Here is an 18337-nt window from a genome sequence, read left to right as displayed (position 1 = left end):
TACAATTCTGATTTATACAAAACCCCTGTTTTGGTATTCGAAACAGGGGTTTATTTTTGGATTATTTTTTGGTTTCACGTTTAGGTGGCTTTTTAAAGATTGGTGATAATTACCTTATATTTGTGAAATTCATAATTATACACCCCTTAGCCAATGAAGTTAAAATGGAATTTATGGTGGGTTCAGATCGCTTTGATATGGCTCGTCCTGGGTTGCAATCAGGAAGATGTAGATCAACAGGCTAAAATGCCGACTAATCTGGAAGTTACTGTAGAAAACCTGGGAAAGGGATCTGTCAAAATCAGTGTTCAGGCAAATAATGCCAATTTCTACAAAGTCAATTATGGATTGCCCAATCTTACCCCTGAGCGAATGACAGGCAATGTTGTCGTCTACGCCTATACTACGCCCGGTTCCTTTGTCGTCACAGTTCAAGCTCATGCCACAGAGACTGATTTCATTACAGCGTCAAAGACCGTAGAAATCACCCCGGCTGAAGTTGGTATTGGCGTGCCCACCACAGGATATGTAAGCCCTTTGACTTATGCAGGGTATGATCTCGTCTGGAATGATGAATTTGCAAGCACGAGTCTTTCAGATGATTGGGTTTTTGAAATAGGAGACGGTTGTCCCGGACTCTGTGGATGGGGCAACAATGAGCTTCAGTATTATCGTCGTGAAAATGTGGAACTAAAGGATGGTTACCTTTTCATAACTGCCAAGCAGGAAGGTTTTGGTAATAAAAACTATACCTCTTCAAGGATAAAGACCCAAGGTAAAAAGTCATTTAAGTATGGGAGGATTGACGTGCGGGCTGTACTGCCTAAGGGACAAGGACTATGGCCTGCCGTTTGGATGCTCGGTGACAATATCACCACCGTAGGCTGGCCTGCCTGTGGGGAAATTGATATCATGGAAATGGTTGGAGGAAATGCTGATGGAAGAGACAATACCATTCATGGCACAGTACATTGGGATCACAACGGATCCTGGGCGAATTATGGAGGGAGTGTAAGGAAAGTTTCAGGCATATTCAGGGACGACTTCCATGTATTTTCTATTATCTGGGATGAGGCAAAAATTGTTTGGTTATTAGACAATGTCCCATTTCATGAAATTGACACACGGCCAGTTGGTTTGGATGAATTTAGAGCGTCGCACTTTTTATTGCTCAATGTAGCAGTAGGAGGAAACTGGCCCGGAAGCCCAAGTGGTGAAACTGTTTTTCCACAACAATTGGTGGTAGATTATGTCCGTGTGTTTCAGAAAAATTGAAATCGACTTAAACAATATATAAAAAAAACCGGAAGTAAATCTTCCGGTTTTTTATAACCTTTCTTGGATCTTTGATTTTACCCATTTTAAAATTTCTGCATTTTTGGGGCTTTCGGATTGAATTTCAAGAATTTGTGAAACAGTCGATTTGGAATAAAAATCATTCAAACCGATTTTTATGCTTTCCGCATCCATGGCAAGATGATAGCCAAACCCAAACTCATTAGCCAGACTTTTCCCATCTAACTTTTGGCTTGTTTCAAAATACTCCTCCAATTCCGGTTGTTTTGCGGGTCCTTCAATCAGTCTGAAAATTCCCCCCGCATGGTTGTTTAACATAATTATGCGAAGATTGGGTATTTGGTATTTGTGCCAAAAGGCATTTCGGTCATAAAAGAAAGCCATATCTCCAGTCACTAGGGTGACATATTCCTCCGTGGTCAAGGCACAACCAACTGCAGTACTGCTACTGCCATCTATGCCGCTTGTGCCTCTATTGCAGATGATTTCCTGTTTTCTTTCGCCTAGAAAATTCACATATCGGACCGCCATGCTGTTGGCAAGGTGGATTTTGGAGGTTTCAGGAATTGCTTTCAGGCAAATTGAAATCGCTTGGTATTCCCCAAATTCTGCGCTTTCCATGATAGAAGGAAAGCTTTGTCTCATTTTATTTTCCAAGGTTTTCCAAGACGAGATAAAGTTGATTTCGGGCGTTACTGTCTCATTCAAAAATTTCAAAAAATCCAACACTTGGCAATGGATAGTTCTTGTCAAACTTTGGAACGTGTCCGGAACATATCCCGCAGATTGGATATGCCAATGTGCAGCTTTTGATTTTCTCAAAAAAAGCTTCAGGTTTTTGGAAATAATCGATTTACCAAAAGTAATAATCAGATCAGGGCTAAGTCCGGAATTCAAGTCCTCATTTCCTACAAAATGATCATGGAAGTTGATGGTGTGGTCAGACTGAAGATTAGAAATTGTATCAGTTACAATTACCACTTTTTCACTTTTTGACAAATCATCCAAAGTCTGCTGAATGTCAGAGTCGGGCCTCTGCTGACCGGGAACGATCAGAATTCTTTTGAATCCTGATATAGCTACAGCCAAAGCCTTTTTGTTATCTTCTGATAATTTTGGTTCCGCATACAGGGGTTCAATTATCCTGACAGGTTTCGAAAAATCGAAAGATTCCCCTTTTTCTGGATAAAATGGTTCCCGCAAAGGAATGTTGATATGTACTGGACCTGCAGGAAATTCATTGGCTAGGTTGATGGCTTCATTTACAATCCTATTGGCATGCCAAACCTTGTCAGCATGTCCAAATTCATCAGGAAATTGAAAAAATCCCTTCACGTGCTTGCCGTAGATTTCTGTTTGTCGGATAGTCTGTCCGTCCCATTGGTCGATCCATTCTGGAGGCCGGTCGGCAGTAATGACGATAAGTGGAATCTGTTGGAAAAATGCCTCAGCGATAGCAGGGGCATAATTGAATGCTGCTGACCCGGAAGTGCAAACCAACACCACAGGCTGGTTAAGCTGCTGGGCAATTCCCATTGCAATAAATGCTGCTGATCTTTCGTCCGAGATAGTCCTCGTCTCTATTTCTGGATGTCGGGCGAATGCCAGGGTAATTGGCGCACATCTCGATCCCGGGGAGAGAACGGCGTTTTTGATGCCCTTTAGTGAGCAGATGGAAGCTAAATCTATAATAGGCTGAAGGACCAAATTTTTGTCTAGTTAAGGTGTTTGGCAATGATGTCACATTTCATTTCTGTTTCTTCCCATTCGTTTTCAGGATTGGAATCTTCTGTAACACCCGCACCGGCGTATAATATTGCCTGACCATCCACAAGCCTTGCGGTCCTGAGGTTGACATAGATGGAGGTTTCGTCTTCAATATTGACAGGTCCTAGAAAACCAGCATAAAAAGACCTGTTAAAGGGTTCATTTTTGTGTAGAAATTCCAACGCTGCAGTTCTTGGCATTCCGCATACCGCCGAAGTAGGATGGAGGAGATTGAGCATGACAGTGCCCAGTTGGGGAAAGTTGGTAAATTTCATGTTCACCTTAAAGTCCGAACGGAGATGCAGAAGATTACCGGCCAAAACTGTCTTGGGTCCGTGTTCATCGTATTCCCGAAGCCTGATTTTTTTAAAGCAATCCACAATATACCTGCTCACCAAAGCCTGTTCTTCAATTTCTTTTTGGGTCCATGCGGCAGATTTGAGTGGGTTTTCTCCCTGTGCCTTTTGGGTACCTGCCAATGATATGGTTTGAAATTCATCACCTTTGGTATGGATAAGAATCTCCGGAGAGGCTCCCATCCATGTGCCTACGTCAGGAATATGAAAGAAATTGACAAAGGCATTTGGGTAAGATTGAACCAAACGGTTGAATGATTTTACCAAATCGAATTCAGGACTCAACTTGATTTTTTTGATTCTTGCAGGGACTATTTTGTGAAGTTCCCCTTTTTGAATGGAGTGGATTCCTTTTTCCACCAATTCCATGAAACTTTCTTTTTCTGTATCCCTGAAAACCTCCTCATGTGAATTGATTTCCGAGATGACTTTTCTCATTGTTCTTTTCAAGTCTGAAACCGGGGTAGAGAATTCAACTTCCTCCAGAGTGTCTTTTTGCTCTTCGAGTGGAATAGCAATATTGATTTTGAAATAAAAATCAGCTTCCATGAAATAGGCTTTCTGGTCCGCTTGGTCTTCAAAGGGATGAATGATAAATCCGGAAGGCAGTTCTTCAAGATTGGGTGATACTCTTTTTGTTATTCCGGTTTTATCAATCAGAATTTGGATAAAAGAGGATTTCGGCTTTCTCCAAATCGCAATTTGGTTGCCTTTCTCCATATTTTTGGACAGGAGACTGAGAAGGTAGTGCTCCAGATTTTTCAGATGGGTCTCAAAAATTATATCCATGTTATTTTTTATCAATGACGGCAATGGTAATCCTGCTGATACAGCTCAGATCTCCTTGCTCGGTATAGATTTTCACCTCCCAAACATGGGTTTTTTTGCCGAGGTGAACAGGTTTGGCTACCCCTGTCACGATTCCTTCCTTTACTGATTTGAGGTGATTTGCATTGATTTCCAATCCTACGCAGTATTGCTTTGTACCATCGACTGTCAAGGTAGCGGCGAGACTTCCCAATGTTTCAGCCAACACCACATTTGCTCCTCCATGTAACAAACCTAGCGGCTGTTTGGTTTTGTGGGTGACGGGCATGGTGGCCTCCAGGAAATCATCTCCTATTTTGGTGAATTGGATGTCCAAAAAATCTGTCATCGTATTTTCTCCCCAACTATTGAGAATTTCAAGGCTAATGTTTGGCTTAAATATCATGTAATCCAGGATAAAAGTTTTTTCTTTGAAGTCAGAAACAAAAATAAGTAATCTTGCTAACTAAAAAAATCTACCTTGTCCGCCACGGACAAACTGATTATAATCTTAAGGGAGTAGTACAGGGAAGTGGAATCGATGCCCCGTTAAATTGGAATGGACACAAGCAAGCCCGGGCTTTTTTTGAATACTACAAAGACGTTCCTTTTGAAAAAGTTTTTTATACCGGCCTACAGCGAACCAAACAATCTGTCCAAGGATTTCTTGATTTAGGATTGCCCCATGAGGCTATACCTGAGTTAAATGAAATTTCATGGGGGAGGTACGAAGGTGTTCCCATGACACATGAAGAAAACCATTATTATATCGATATGCTCGAAAGATGGTCCTCAGGTGATTTGGATTATGCGATAGAAGGTGGGGAAAGCCCAAATTTGGTGGCAAAGAGATTGGAAAATGGGATTAGACATATATTGTCTCAACCTGAAGAAACAATCCTTATATGCATGCACGGCAGGGCAATGCGCATTCTGTTAGGTTTACTTTTGGGGTATGACCTTAGGTATATGGATGTATTTTTGCACCAAAACCTTGGCCTATACCTTTTGCATCAAAACCAAATGGGGTTATTCCGGATCGAAAAGTACAATTGTGGAGAGCACCTTAAGGTGCAGGCAATGCTTTAATGGATTTGTTTGCTTTTTTGGTTTTAAGCATCCTGTCCTCATAGGAGGCAAGCAATGTCGAATAAGTTGACTTGGATTCATCTAGATCGATGATCTGAACAGCGATTTCGCTCAATGTAGTAACTTTAGTAGAATTTACCCTGACTACCAAATCTCCAAGCTGGCATTTGTCAATACCATGATAAGGGATTTTTACCAAAATGGCTGCGTCAGAATTTCCGTTAAATGCTTTTGTTGAAAAAAGGTTTAATAAGCTTAACTCGATATAATCTGTACTAGTCTTGTTGGCTTTCAATTCTGATTTGTCGAAGATCAATAAAAAAGTTTTGCCATCTGGAATTTTTGAAAATCCTGAAAACGTTAAAAAACAAAGGATTATTATGGGTAATGCTTTTTTCATCAGTGCAAAGTACAAAAAGGTATACTTTTAAGCAACCCAAAATTATGCCCAAATAGAAAAAAAATGAAAATAAAAAAGCCCGATGGAATCGGGCTTTTTTTATAGTCTATACTCTACTTCTTTTTTTCTTCAAACCCTCTTCTTCAATCTCGTCTTCGACTCCGGCAAATACTCTACCGCAATGTTCGCAGACGATGATTTTTTTCTTCTCTCTGATATCAGCTTGCCGTTGAGGAGGTACAACGTTAAAACACCCTCCGCAGGCACCTCTTTTTACCATGACTACCGCCAATCCGTTTTTTGCGTTGGTCCGGATTTTGGTATAAGATTTTATCAGCCTCTCTTCGATCTTCTTAACAGCCTTGTCTTTTTCACTTTTTAATTTGGATTCATCGTTTTCACTTTCTGAAACAATGGTGCCCAATTCATCCTTTTTGTTATTAAGGTCTTTTTGTCTCTCCTTCAAAATTTCCTGAAGTTCATTCACCTCTTTGTTTTTGAATTCGATTTTGGCTTGGGCCTCTCCGATTTTCTTTTTTGATACTTGGATTTCTAGATCCTGTAGTTCAAGTTCCTTAGTAATGGCGTCATATTCACGATTGTTTCTGACGTTCATCTGCTGTTCCTGATACTTCTTGATGAGTTTCTCCGATTCTTTGATGTTATCTTTGAATCTTTTGATATCATCTTCCAAGGCTACAGTATCCGTGTGGAATTTTTGTAATCTTGTTTCGTATCCTGCTATTTCATCCTCAAGGTCTTGGACTTCTTCGGGGAGAGCTCCTCTAACTTTAAAAATCGAGTCAAGTTTGGAATCTAATTTTTGAAGGTTTAGTAAGGCTTCAAGCTTCTGTGCAACTGTACTTTCCATTTACTACAGATAAGTTATGGGATTTGTAATGACTTTTGTCAAATAGAGTGCAATATTAGTAAATTTTTGCGACAATATATCCCTGAGTAATTCTTTTGTATAAATTTCACTTTCATAATGTCCAATGTCGCAAATAACAAGTTGATTTTCAGCATCAAAGAATTCATGGTACTTGACATCCGAAGTTATAAATATGTCCGCTCCTGATTTTAATGCATCATGGAGGAGAAATATCCCCGCACCACCGCAAACTGCTATTTTCTTTACTTTTTTACCAAGAAGATGGGTATGCTTGATCGCAATAAGGTTCATCTTCAGTTTTAGCATTTCCAAAAACTCCCTTTCATCCATTGCTTCTTCTAATTCAGCGATCATCCCCGCTCCGACCTCCTGATTTTCATTTTCTAACTTTTGGATATAATAAGCGACTTCTTCATATGGATGGGCATCTTTGAGGGCATGTAGTACTTTTCTCTCGAGGTAACTTGGCAAGAGCACTTCAATCCTCGTCTCGGGTTCGCGATGGGCAGATTCTGGAGTTCCTTTGTGTGGATTCGCACTTGTGGAGGGTGTGAATGTACCTATACCTTCAGCCAAAAAGCTACAGTTTGAATATTCACCTATTTTCCCTGCACCTGCATCGAAAAGTGCTTTTAAGACTTTTTCAGTAGACTCGTGAGGAGCAAAGGTCACCAACTTCAAAAGGAGTTCTTTTTTAGGTTGGAGAATTTGGGTGTTTTTCAATCCGATAACATCACAGATTTTCTTATTTACTCCCTGAGAGACATGGTCCAGGTTGGTATGGATAGCATATATGGCGATGTCATTTTTGATGGCTTTGATCACTGTCCTTTCCACATAATTTTTACCTGTCAGACTTTTCAAACCCCTGAACACAATGGGATGATGAGCGACGATAAGGTTACAGCCCAAAGAAATTGCTTCCTCAACCACGGCCTCCGTAGCGTCAAGAGTACACAAAACACCTTTTAGAGAATCATGGGGATTTCCTGTAATCAGCTGGGCATTGTCGTAAGATTCTTGGTAGGAGGGGGGAGCGATTTTCTCAAGGTAAGAAACGATATCCCTGATCTTGTAAACCATATTTTTTGTTTTACTTTGTCCAAAACTAAGGAAAAATAGCCAATGCGCTGGTACGTCCCTCTTCTTTATCCCCTCTCAAGAATATATGATGGCATCACCAGATACCGTAACAAAATGTTTGACAGTGGAAAAAAGAGAAGCACCGAATTTTTGATTCCAACAGTGGTGGTCGGAAACCTTAATCTGGGAGGATCTGGAAAAACGCCTATGGTGGAGTTCTTGGTTGAATCCTTAAAAAATCAATATCAATTGGCCACATTAAGCCGGGGATATGGGAGAAAAACAAAAGGTTTTTTACTTGCATCGCAAGGCCTCGGTCCCTCTGATTTGGGCGATGAGCCTTTCCAGATTTTTTCCAAATTTGGAAATGAAGTCACCGTGGCGGTAGGGGAGGAACGGGTCATGGCGATTCCGCAGATAATCTACCACAGACCCGAAACAGAATTGATTGTTCTGGATGATGCTTTTCAGCATCGGTATGTCAAAGCGGATTTTTATATCCTTCTGACTACCTACCAAAATCCGTTTTTCAGGGACAAAGTCTTGCCAATAGGCACACTTCGCGAAAGTGCTACCGGAGCAAAAAGGGCAGATGTCATTATAGTAACGAAGTGCCCACCCAACCTGAGTTATGATGAGAAAACTACAATTCAAGGTAAAATCAAAGAATTTGCGGATGTGCCTATATTATTTGCAGGGATAAAATATAGCAATCCGGAACCTCTATTTCAGCAAACTGCAAAACCTCCTAAGAAAGCCATCCTTGTTTCGGGAATTGCGAATGAAAGATTATTTGAACAGGAGGCAGAAAAAAGATTTGAAGTCGTGGAAAAAATAACCTTTGCAGACCACCATCGGTATACATTAGCTGATGTAGGAAGGATCTCAGAACTTGCCAAAAAACATGAAGGAGCCATGGTCTTGACCACAGAAAAAGATGCTGTCAAACTTAAAGATGGGGCTTTTCATGAATATTTGGTAGAAATTCCGATTTTTGCGCTGCCTATCAAAGTTGATCTGGCAGAAAATGATGGCCAATACCTTATTGCGCGCATCACCAATATTGTCAAGGACAAAGCATATATCCGTGAGATTTAAATTAATTCTTTTTCTTTTTTTCTTTTCCTCTTTATGGAATCTAGGACTGTATGCACAGGTCAGACCAAGAGTTCCCCAGACTGGTAATCCTACAGGCATTCCACCTCAACAGAATCCAGAAAGAAATCAAGAAACTGAAAATGAAACTCAAGGAAGGAAAAAGCTGATTGACGATAGTACGAAGATGGTTTTCGGACCCAATACAAGCCTTTATTTTTTGGAAAAGGATGTAAAAAAGAACAGAATCAGAAAAATTGAAGGAGATACTTCACTGTATAATTTCCATTATTTTGAACCTGTGGCCAAGTCAGGATGGATGTATCAGGACCTTGGTAATGTAGGAAGCGCAGCCAAACCGATTTTTTATCAACTGCCTACTATGATTGGAACCACTTCAGGTTTCGAAGCTTACGACCCATACTATTACGGACCCGACAGCATGAGGTATTACGATACCAAGTCTCCTTACACGCAAATGAATGCTTTTTTTGGAGGGGGCAATAGAAACATGCTAGATTTGGTGTTTGCAAGAAACGTCAATCCAAGATGGAATATCGGCTTTAACTTTAAAACCATCAGGGCAAAAAAAACCCTTAACCCCAATGCTAGAGATGATAATTTGACCGAGCAAAATGCATATGCCCTTCATACAAATTACAGGTCTGAAAATGGGAAATATTTCCTTTTGGGGAGTTTTTCGCGAATGCGGCATGAAGTAAATGAACAAGGCGGTATTATTTCCCCGGATATTGATTCGACTTCTTTACTATTTGCTTATGAAGATGCCAAGGTATGGTTGAGGGAATCCCAAGCCATAGACCTACGGCAAGATTATCATCTGTATCATGAATATGAACTCGTCAAAGGATGGCAGGTGTACCATATTTTTGATAGGAGAAAGCAGGACGTATCTTTCTTTTCACCCTTGACAACTTCAGATTCTGCATTTTTTAAGGTTTTCAGTCCGGCTAGGTTTTTAGATCAGGATACTACTTATAATAGAAACCAGTTTACAGATTGGAGGAATGAATTGGGCTTCAAAGGAGATATCGGGCCGCTCTATTATAATGCCTTTGTTAAATTCAGAAGTGGCAGACTCATTTCTCCCAATTTTGATGAACCGGGATCATTCAGTGAATTTTTTATTGGGGGAGCTTTGCGTGGGGAAATCAGTGAAAAATGGCGGTTTGAGGCAGAAGGAGAATATTCTTTGCCTGATGCCTTCAGGATCAAGGGCACTTTTGTATCCCCGTATTTGGAAGCTACCTATACCAAAGCCCTTTATAAGCCCACCGCCATGCAGCAGTTTTATGTGGGAAATCACCATAAATGGGAAAACAACTTTGATAATATAGGAGTCGATCAGATCCAGGCAGTTTTGAAAGCAGACTTTAAAAGTTTGTCGCTTCGCCCCAATGTCACCCTGAACAGGGTGAATAATTATGTTTTCTTTGATAATGACCAACAAGCAGCACAGGCAAGCGGTGATGCATTTATGGTAATTCCGGGATTGAAGTTTTCTGTGAATCTCAATAAGAAACTTTATTGGGAGGCAGATGCTTATTACACTTTGATAACAGGTGATGGCAAAGACAATTTCAGGATTCCTGATGTATTGGTCAATTCAAGAGTTTTCTATGAAAGTCCCATGTTTGATGAAAATATCTTTGTCCAGATTGGTTTGGAAGGGAGGTACAGAAGTGATAACCTCGCGGACTTCTACAATCCCGCCATTCAGCAATTCCATATCCAAAACACATTTAATGTTTATGCTTATCCTGTTGTTGATTTTTTCTTTAATGCAAGGATCAACAGGACCAGGATTTTATTAAGAATGAATCATATAAATATCAATATGATGGAGCAACCGGGATATTTTGTAACTCCTTATTTTACAGGCTTAAGAAGAACACTAGACATCGGTATCAGTTGGCCTTTATTTGATTGATCATGAGCTGGGAGGAAAGTACAAAACAAAAAATGCTGCATTTGCAGCTCCCTACGGATCCGAGGTGGGTAAATATTGCCCAGATGAATATCGGTGATATTTTAGTTGACCATGCATACTGTGAACAAAAGGCGGCATCTTCTTGTATTTCATTGATAGTCAATTTTCATGAATTCAGTGAGGTGGTAGATACCTTGACGCCTGTGGTAGCGGAGGAGTGGAGTCATTTTGAGAGGGTCATGGACCAACTCAGAAAGCGGAGAATTCCTTTTGACAAACCAAGAAAAGACGAATACGTAGTAAAGCTATGCCAATTTGTGAGAAAAGGAGGAAGTAAGGTACATCAGCTGACAGAATACCTGCTGATGAATGCCCTGATTGAAGCTAGAAGCTGCGAAAGGTTTAAATTACTTTCCAAGGAAATCCAAGACGAAGAACTGAAAAAATTCTATTACGAATTGATGGTATCAGAGGCGGGTCATTTTGTTAATTTCATTGATCTGGCTCGTAAATATCAGGATCCTGAAAAAGTAAATGTTCGCTGGAAAGAATGGCTAGCTTATGAAGCTGATGTGATAAATAACCTTGAAATCCGGGGAGACAGAATGCATTGAAAATCAAAGAATGGAATGAAGGGTTATTTAATAGAAATATTTTTCAGTTTTCAGCCGTTTTTTTCACCATTATGCTTAATATTAAAACTGCATTTCAAAAATTATTATTGAAGTTGTTCTAATTCGTACAAATTATGAATCTGGTCGAAAATATAAAGGAAGCCCTCAGGTCTGTCAAGGTCAATTTGTTGAGGACGGTGTTGACAGGAACCATCATTGCTATAGGCATCATGTCCTTGGTAGGAATGCTTACTGCCATAGACGGCATCAAAGCACAGATTGAGGATAGCTTCTCAGGGTTGGGTGCTAATAATTTTGATGTCAGGTCAAAAGGTTTTTCTGGAGGAAGGGGTGTTCAGCAGGGAGTTTCCGAAAAAACTTTCCCCATCGTCAGGTATAAGGAAGCCCTAAGATTTCAGGAGGAGTTCAGTTCCACAGGTCCTTCAACGGTTTTTTCAAGTGTATCTGGTGCCGCAGAAGTCAAAAGAGGATCAAAAAAGACCAATCCCAATGTAAGGGTGACAGGTGGGGATGACATGTATTTTAAAATTAAGGGTTTGAAAATTGAAAAAGGCAGGAACTTCAGCAACCCCGAAGTTCGGTATGGCAATAATGTATGCGTCATAGGACTGGATATTGTTGAAACACTTTTTGAAAAAAATGAAGATCCGCTGAATAACTATATTACCGTTTTTGGCAAAAGATATACCATTGTTGGAATTTTGGAGAAGCAGGGAAGTGTGGGAGGTGGATCTGGTGCTGACAGGGCTATTTTTATTCCTGTAGAAAATGCGAGTAAGCTCGACTCAAGAGGAAGTTTTCGATATTCGATTACTGCAAGTGGCTCTGATCCTCTGAAGCTTGAGTATGAAATGGGACAAGCCACAGGGATGATGAGAAAAATACGTCAGGATAAGATTGGGCAGGAAGATTCTTTTGAATTGGTCAAAAGCCAATCAGTAGGAGAGAGTTTGGAAGAAGTAGCAGGATACCTCAGAATCGGTGGTTTTGGAATTGGATTTATTACCCTTTTGGGGGCATCCATTGGTTTGATGAATATCATGCTGGTGTCTGTAACAGAAAGAACCCGTGAGATCGGAATCAGAAAAGCACTTGGAGCCACACCGCTTAGAATCAGACAACAATTCCTCATTGAAGCCATCGTGATCTGTATTTTAGGTGGAATTTTAGGAGTAATCATTGGCATAGCAATCGGAAACGTAGTCGCCAATCTTATTGGACCAGGTGGATTTCTGATCCCATGGCTTTGGATAATTGTATCTTTTGGGATTTGTATTTTTGTCGGGCTTGCTTCAGGATATCTTCCTGCCAGAAAAGCAAGCAAATTGGATCCTATTGAATCACTCAGGTACGAATAAAATATGTCTCAAGAGAATACATTTGATGCGATTGTGATAGGTTCAGGCATCAGCGGTGGCTGGGCAGCAAAAGAGCTCTGTGAAAAAGGCCTGAAAACCCTTGTGCTTGAACGTGGAAGAAATGTAGAGCATCTCAAGGACTATCCAACTATGACTGCTGCACCTTGGGATATGCCTCACCGCAATCAGATTCCTTTGGCAGATAAACTGGAAAATCCCGTTGTCAATAAATGTTACGCTTACAAAGAAGATACTGCGCATTTTTTTGTAAAAGATACTGAGCATCCTTACATCCAAGAGAAGCCTTTTGATTGGGTAAGGGGTTATCAAGTTGGAGGAAAATCCTTGATTTGGGCGCGTCAGACACAGCGGTGGAGCAAGTATGATTTTGAAGGTCCGGGCAGGGATGGTTTTGCAGTTGATTGGCCTATCAGGTACGATGATATTGATCCATGGTATAGTTATGTAGAGCGCTTTGTCGGCATCAGTGGCAACAAAGATGGAGTAGAAACATTGCCTGATGGGGATTTTTTACCCCCGTGGGAGATGAATTGTGTAGAAAAAGAAATCCGGGACAGGATAGTTTCCGAGTATAAAGACCGTCATGTGATGATCGGGCGGTGTGCGCATTTGACCAAACCCCAAGAACATCATTCTAAGCAGGGTCGCGGTCAATGTATGGCCCGGAACCAATGCTACAGAGGTTGCCCGTTCGGTGCCTATTTCAGTTCAAATTCATCTACTTTACCTGTTGCTGCTGCTACGGGTAACCTTACCCTGAGACCGGACTCCGTGGTTCATTCTATTATTTTTGATGACAAAAAGGAAAAGGTGACAGGAATCAGGGTAGTGGATAGGAATACCAAAGAAGTGATTGAATATTTTGCCAAAGTAATTTTTCTAAATGCCGCTGCACTAAATTCCAATCTGATCCTCCTCAATAGCAAATCGGCAAGATTTCCTAATGGCCTCGGAAATGACAATGGCCTGCTTGGCAAATTCATTGCTTTCCATAATTACAGGGGCAATATTTCAGCATCTTACGAAGGCCATGAGGAATCTTATTATTTTGGAAGAAGACCGACAGCGGTCATGATGCCTAATTTCAGAAATGTGAAGGAGCAGGAAATGGACTTCCTCCGTGGTTATATGACTTTTTATACCGCCGGAAGAGGTGGGTGGGGAGGTGCACAAAATGTACCTTTTGGTGAAGAATTCAAAGAAAAAAATTCAATCCCGGGCGGATGGCATGTATCGATGATGATGCAGGGGGAGACGATTCCCAAAGAATCAAATTTTGTAAGCTTGAGTGACACAGAGAAAGACGAATGGGGAATCCCATTACTTAAGATCAAGGTCGATTATGATGAGAATGATGAAAAAGTATTAAGGGATTTTTTTGAACAAGGAACTGAAATGCTGAAGAAAGCAGGTTGCAAAAACATCAGAACATCAGATTCCATGCAGGCACCAGGACTTGATATCCATGAAATGGGAGGGGTAAGAATGGGCCGAGATCCTGAAACATCTCTATTGAATGGATGGAATCAAATACACCTGTGCAAGAATGTTTTTGTCACGGATGGCGCTTGTATGACATCCACAGGAACCCAAAATCCCTCCATTACCTATATGGCATTGACTGCCCGTGCAGTAGATTATGCTGTCAAAAGCCTTAAAAAAGGGGATTTATAATCCTATCTGATTATTTTTTAGTGCTTTTGTAAACCTTTAAGCCAAATTTATTACAGTTAACTAAGCCCTGTTTGGAAGTTTAAGCAATAATCAATGCCTTTCGTACATCATCTCAGGTTCGACAGCTTCCACATTGCCCTTTTCATTGATTTCGCTGAGGGTGAGGGTCTTCAGTTCATTGATTAGAATAGGATCGTACTTGGCTGCGACACGGATATAATTCTCTGTGAAGCCGTGCATTTTACCATCCTCCACATCTTCTTCAAATAGGACGGTGAAGGTTCTTCCGAGATTCTCCTGATAAAATTTTCTCCTTTTCTTTTCAGATAGTATTCTGAGCATTTTTGAGCGCTCATTCCTTTTTTTGATTGGGACGACCCCATCCAATTCTACTGCACGCGTATTTGCCCTTTCGGAATACGTAAAAACATGCAGGTAGGAGATATCGAGTTCGTTCAAGAAATTATATGTCTCCAAAAACAAATCATCTGTTTCGCCCGGAAATCCCACAATCACATCAACTCCTATGCAGCAATGCGGCATCAGGGATTTGATCTTGGAAATCCTATCCTCATATAATTCCCTGAGATACCTTCTGCCCATACTCCTTAATATTGTATTGCTGCCGGATTGGAGTGGGATATGAAAATGGGGAACAAATCTTTTGGAAGTGGATACAAACTCAATGACCTCATTTGTAAGTAAGTTTGGTTCAATGGAGGAAATCCGGAACCTTTCAATTCCCTCGATTTCATCTATAGCCATCACAAGGTCTGCAAACCTTTCTTTTCTTTTTCCTTCCTGAATACCAAAATCCCCGATATTGACTCCTGTCAAAACCACTTCCTTCACTTCATTTGTAGCGATTTCTTTTACAGAATTCAGAATATTTTCAATGGTATCGCTCCGGCTTTTCCCTCTCGCCAAAGGAATGGTGCAAAAAGCACATCCATAATTACAGCCATCCTGAACTTTCAAAAACGTCCTAGTCCGGTCATGCATCGAGTAGGCATTGTTAAAAATATTCGCCTCTTGGATTTCAGATGCCAAAACTTTGGTCTCCTGCTCTTTGGCAAAGCCATCAAGCAGTTCGATCAACCTGAATTTCTCTGCTGCGCCCAAGACGGCGTCGACTCCTTCTATTTCTGAGATTTCCTGCGGCTTCAATTGCGCATAGCAACCTATAATCGTTATATAAGAATTGGGAGAGATTTTTTTTGCCTCACGGACGATTTTTTTACACTTTTTGTCTGCGTTTTCTGTCACAGAACAGGTGTTGATGATAAAAATATCAGGCGTATTGTCGAAATCGACCTTTTCATAGCCTTTCGCTTCAAACATCCTGCTGATAGTGGAAGTTTCTGAATAATTCAACTTACAGCCCAAAGTATAAAATGCAACTTTTTTCACGCTAACCTTTCTTTTTACCGGTCGCAAATTTAAATATTATCATTCAGTTTTCAATTTTCTATTTTTTGAGATCAAAAATTGATTTTTTTGACATTTTTAGGGATAATTTGGGTTATTTAATTAGAAAAAATGTAAATTTTATTAAAAATGACCCCATTTTTTACCCTTTGGCTTTGAAATTCATATATTTTCCTATTTTTGTGGGTATAATCAAACCACTTATTGTAGAAAATGGCAACTTTACGACAAACAGCACTATTATTGGCCCAAGGCAGGTCAAAAGTCATTGTGACTCCCCCTTCTAATAAGATTTCCGATTATTATGGAACTCAGGTTTTTGGGACAAAACAAATGAAAGAATCTTTGGCTCCTTCAGTATTCAAAAAGGTTATGGAGGCTATAGATAAAGGTAGCAAGATTGATTCTTCCACCGCAGAAGAAATTGCATCGGCTGTAAAAGTTTGGGCTCTTTCCAAAGGTGTTACCCACTATACCCACTGGTTTCAGCCACTTACAGGATCTACAGCAGAGAAACATGATTCTTTCTTTGACGCCTATGCGGGGCTGGAGAAATTCAAAGGTTCTGCTTTGGTTCAGCAAGAGCCAGATGCTTCATCTTTCCCTAATGGAGGAATCAGATCGACATTTGAAGCTAGGGGTTATACTGCATGGGATCCCTCTTCTCCAATATTTATATTCGACAAGACTCTTTGTATCCCTACTATATTCGTTTCATACACTGGAGAAGCACTGGATTACAAAACTCCATTATTGAAATCAATGGAAGCGATCAACTCTGCTGCGGTTGAAGTTTGCCAATTGTTTGATAGAAATGTCAGAAAAGTAAGTCCATCCTTGGGAGTCGAGCAGGAATATTTTGTAATTGACAAGGCGCTATTTGCAACTCGACCCGACTTGGTCATGTCAGGTAGGACTGTATTTGGCCATAGTCCTGCGAGGGGTCAACAATTAGAAGACCACTATTTTGGATCAATTCCTACTAGAGTCAAAGACTTTATGATGGACTTTGAGATTGAAGCGCACAAATTGGGTATTCCCGTTTCTACACGTCATAATGAAGTCGCCCCGGGCCAATTTGAGGTTGCTCCTTTATTTGAGGAAATCAATAAAGCCATCGACCACAACCAACTGTTGATGGACTTGATGGATAAAGTAGCTGAAAAACATAATTTGAAAGTGTTGTTCCATGAAAAACCTTTTGCAGGTGTCAATGGAAGTGGAAAGCACAACAACTGGTCTTTGATCACTGATACAGGTGTTAATTTATTCCAGCCAAGCAGTTCTGCTAGAGAAAACCTTCAGTTTTTGACTTTTGTGATTGCTACAGTAAAAGCAGTATATGACCATGCAGATTTGCTGAGATCCAGTATCGCTTCAGCTAGCAATGATTTTAGATTAGGTGCCAATGAGGCTCCTCCGGCCATCATGTCTGTTTTCTTAGGATCAACATTGTCATCCGTCTTAGATGAATTGGAGAAAAACGGAAATGTAAAAATTGAAAAGGGGGATAACATGTATATGAAATTAGGGATCTCCAAGATTCCTGAAATTATATTGGACAACACAGACCGAAACAGGACTTCGCCATTCGCATTCACAGGCAATAAGTTTGAATTTAGAGCGGTAGGTTCAGGTGCAAATTCAGCTGAACCAATGACAGTCTTGAATGTCATCGTTGCGGAAACTTTGAGAAGCTTGTTGAAAGACATCGATAAAGAAGTGAATGCAGGCAAAGAAAAGAAAATTGCGATTGTCAATGTCTTGAGAAAATATATCAAAGACAGCAAGAAAATCAGATTTGAAGGAGATGGTTATTCAGAAGAATGGGCTAAGGAAGCTGAAAAGCGAGGTTTATCCAATCTGAAAAGTACCCCATTTGCACTTGATATCTATCATGACAAAAAGGTGGCAGAACTATTCTCAAGACATAATGTCCTAAATTCAATTGAACTTCATGCGAGACATGAGATCATGTTGGAAAATTATATTAAAAAGGTTCAGATTGAATCAAGGGTGATAGGAGATTTGGCATTGAATCATGTGATTCCAACTTCTATTATGTATCAAAACAAACTGATAGAAAATGCAAATGGTTTGGCAGGATTAGGCTTGGACAACACTGCTGCCATTGAAACCATCAAGGAAATCAGCAAACATCTAGAGTCGATCAATAAGAATGTGCAGGGGATGACTGAGGCAAGAAAACAACTGAACAAAGAAGACGATATCGTCAAAAGAGCGAAAGGGTATTGCACTGATGTGAAAGAAGCTTATTTTGATAAAATCAGGTATGCAGTTGACAAACTTGAACTTGTCGTCGATGACGAATTGTGGCCTTTGGTGAAGTATAGAGAAATGTTATTTATCAAATAATTGAATAAACCGCCTTCGGGCGGTTTTTTTTTGGTTTGAATCCGCTTAACCCTTGTTTAAACATAGATTGATACTATAATCTTTTACAATTTTTTTCAAAAAGTTGACA

The 18337-nt window shown here is 40.3% G+C and carries 15 protein-coding genes; 8 read left to right on the top strand and 7 right to left on the bottom strand.

The annotated features are described in order from the left end of the window. The first annotated feature begins 153 nt into the window (after positions 1 to 153). Positions 154 to 1275 carry a glycoside hydrolase family 16 protein gene (locus M3O96_RS04355; RefSeq protein ID WP_249719076.1) on the top strand — a complete coding sequence of 374 codons (1122 nt, stop codon included), beginning with the start codon at positions 154 to 156 and terminating at the stop codon, positions 1273 to 1275. A gap of 51 nt (positions 1276 to 1326) precedes the next feature. Here the strand turns inward: M3O96_RS04355 and menD are convergent, their stop codons facing one another. The 3 genes from menD to M3O96_RS04340 are packed head-to-tail and all read right to left on the bottom strand — an operon-like array spanning position 1327 to position 4632. Next, positions 1327 to 3003, bottom strand: coding sequence for a 2-succinyl-5-enolpyruvyl-6-hydroxy-3-cyclohexene-1-carboxylic-acid synthase (gene menD, locus M3O96_RS04350; protein WP_249719075.1), 1677 nt, complete (start codon positions 3001 to 3003; stop codon positions 1327 to 1329). Between the two features lie 8 nt (positions 3004 to 3011). Beyond that, positions 3012 to 4208 carry a chorismate-binding protein gene (locus tag M3O96_RS04345; RefSeq protein ID WP_249719074.1) on the bottom strand — a complete coding sequence of 399 codons (1197 nt, stop codon included), beginning with the start codon at positions 4206 to 4208 and terminating at the stop codon, positions 3012 to 3014. Position 4209: 1 nt separating this feature from the next. Next, complete coding sequence (locus M3O96_RS04340) at positions 4210 to 4632, bottom strand: hotdog fold thioesterase (RefSeq protein WP_249719073.1); 423 nt, start codon at positions 4630 to 4632, stop codon at positions 4210 to 4212. A 53-nt stretch (positions 4633 to 4685) separates the two neighbouring features. Between M3O96_RS04340 and M3O96_RS04335 the strand changes: the two genes are divergently transcribed. Then, positions 4686 to 5315, top strand: coding sequence for a histidine phosphatase family protein (locus M3O96_RS04335; protein WP_249719072.1), 630 nt, complete (start codon positions 4686 to 4688; stop codon positions 5313 to 5315). Here M3O96_RS04335 and M3O96_RS04330 read toward each other — a convergent pair. The 3 genes from M3O96_RS04330 to M3O96_RS04320 all read right to left on the bottom strand — a co-directional run bounded on the left by M3O96_RS04330 (position 5293) and on the right by M3O96_RS04320 (position 7690). Further along, a complete protein-coding gene (locus M3O96_RS04330) occupies positions 5293 to 5715 on the bottom strand; it encodes a hypothetical protein (RefSeq protein ID WP_249719071.1) in 423 nt (140 codons plus the stop codon). The genes M3O96_RS04335 and M3O96_RS04330 overlap by 23 nt on opposite strands. A gap of 106 nt (positions 5716 to 5821) precedes the next feature. Then, entirely contained in the window at positions 5822 to 6586 is a 765-nt protein-coding gene (locus M3O96_RS04325) for a zinc ribbon domain-containing protein (protein ID WP_249719070.1), read from the bottom strand. A 3-nt stretch (positions 6587 to 6589) separates the two neighbouring features. Continuing rightward, positions 6590 to 7690: a Nif3-like dinuclear metal center hexameric protein gene (locus M3O96_RS04320; RefSeq protein ID WP_249719069.1), complete on the bottom strand. Its 1101-nt coding sequence runs from the start codon at positions 7688 to 7690 to the stop codon at positions 6590 to 6592. A 42-nt stretch (positions 7691 to 7732) separates the two neighbouring features. Between M3O96_RS04320 and lpxK the strand changes: the two genes are divergently transcribed. The 5 genes from lpxK to M3O96_RS04295 all read left to right on the top strand — a co-directional run bounded on the left by lpxK (position 7733) and on the right by M3O96_RS04295 (position 14424). Further along, positions 7733 to 8788, top strand: a complete 1056-nt coding sequence (lpxK, locus tag M3O96_RS04315; protein ID WP_249719068.1) for a tetraacyldisaccharide 4'-kinase — start codon at positions 7733 to 7735, stop codon at positions 8786 to 8788. Continuing rightward, positions 8778 to 10736, top strand: a complete 1959-nt coding sequence (locus M3O96_RS04310; RefSeq protein ID WP_249719067.1) for a putative porin — start codon at positions 8778 to 8780, stop codon at positions 10734 to 10736. The genes lpxK and M3O96_RS04310 overlap by 11 nt, the downstream gene beginning before the upstream one ends. A gap of 2 nt (positions 10737 to 10738) precedes the next feature. After that, positions 10739 to 11350, top strand: coding sequence for a MiaE family protein (locus M3O96_RS04305; protein WP_249719066.1), 612 nt, complete (start codon positions 10739 to 10741; stop codon positions 11348 to 11350). A 134-nt stretch (positions 11351 to 11484) separates the two neighbouring features. Beyond that, entirely contained in the window at positions 11485 to 12729 is a 1245-nt protein-coding gene (locus M3O96_RS04300; protein WP_249719065.1) for an ABC transporter permease, read from the top strand. A gap of 3 nt (positions 12730 to 12732) precedes the next feature. Then, positions 12733 to 14424: a GMC oxidoreductase gene (locus tag M3O96_RS04295; RefSeq protein ID WP_249719064.1), complete on the top strand. Its 1692-nt coding sequence runs from the start codon at positions 12733 to 12735 to the stop codon at positions 14422 to 14424. A 90-nt stretch (positions 14425 to 14514) separates the two neighbouring features. On the opposite strand, the gene mtaB is transcribed toward M3O96_RS04295, so the two are convergent. Further along, positions 14515 to 15834: a tRNA (N(6)-L-threonylcarbamoyladenosine(37)-C(2))-methylthiotransferase MtaB gene (gene mtaB, locus M3O96_RS04290; protein ID WP_249719063.1), complete on the bottom strand. Its 1320-nt coding sequence runs from the start codon at positions 15832 to 15834 to the stop codon at positions 14515 to 14517. Between the two features lie 231 nt (positions 15835 to 16065). Here mtaB and M3O96_RS04285 point away from each other — a divergent pair, with 231 nt between their 5' ends. Beyond that, a complete protein-coding gene (locus M3O96_RS04285; RefSeq protein ID WP_249719062.1) occupies positions 16066 to 18228 on the top strand; it encodes a glutamine synthetase III family protein in 2163 nt (720 codons plus the stop codon). Positions 18229 to 18337: the final 109 nt, after the last annotated feature.

Source organism: Aquiflexum sp. TKW24L, assembly GCF_023502205.1.
Taxonomy (GTDB): Bacteria; Bacteroidota; Bacteroidia; order Cytophagales; family Cyclobacteriaceae; genus Cognataquiflexum.
Note: the sequence above shows the minus strand (reverse complement) of the source record. Positions and strands in the feature narration are given on the sequence as shown.